The organism is Teichococcus aerophilus (assembly GCF_014490485.1).
Classification (GTDB): domain Bacteria; phylum Pseudomonadota; class Alphaproteobacteria; order Acetobacterales; family Acetobacteraceae; genus Pseudoroseomonas; species Pseudoroseomonas aerophila.
On the sequence record NZ_JACTVA010000137.1, the window covers coordinates 1 to 550 of the forward strand.

General features: G+C 62.7%; 1 protein-coding gene. It reads left to right on the forward strand.

The window, feature by feature from the left end; all coding sequences use genetic code 11:
• A partial coding sequence (locus IBL26_RS25480) for a methyl-accepting chemotaxis protein (protein WP_241749744.1) occupies positions 1 to 495 on the forward strand: 495 nt, incomplete at its 5' end.
• Between the last annotated feature and the right edge of the window lie 55 nt (positions 496 to 550).

Genomic DNA, 550 nt, shown 5'->3' on the forward strand with positions numbered 1-550 from the left:
GGGTTGATTACCTCCATCGCCGGGCAGACCAACCTGCTGGCGTTGAATGCCACTATCGAGGCCGCCCGGGCCGGCGAGATGGGCAAGGGCTTCGCAGTGGTTGCAAGCGAGGTCAAGTCATTGGCGCAGCAGACCAGTCGCGCCACGGAAGACATTGGCGCACAGATTGCTCAGATTCAGGCTGCAACGCAGGAGGCGGTCAGCGCCATTCAGGGCATTACCAGCGCGATCGATGATATGAGCGTCATCACGACGGCCATTGCTGCGGCGGTGGAGGAGCAGAGCGCTGCGACGGGCGAGATCGCCCGTACGGTGCAGCGGACGGCAGAGGCGACGGATGCGGTGTCACGTAACATCGGTGCGGTGAGCCGCAATGCCAATGATACCGGCGCCGCAGCATCACAGGTCCTGGCCGCCGCGGGAGAGCTATCCCGCCAGTCCGAGCAACTGACCGGTGAAGTAAAGGGGTTTGTTGCCGGCGTCCGCGCGGCTTGAGCGACGATGAGCGGCAACAATCACCGTCGAGCCATAGATGGATCTGAATTATCTG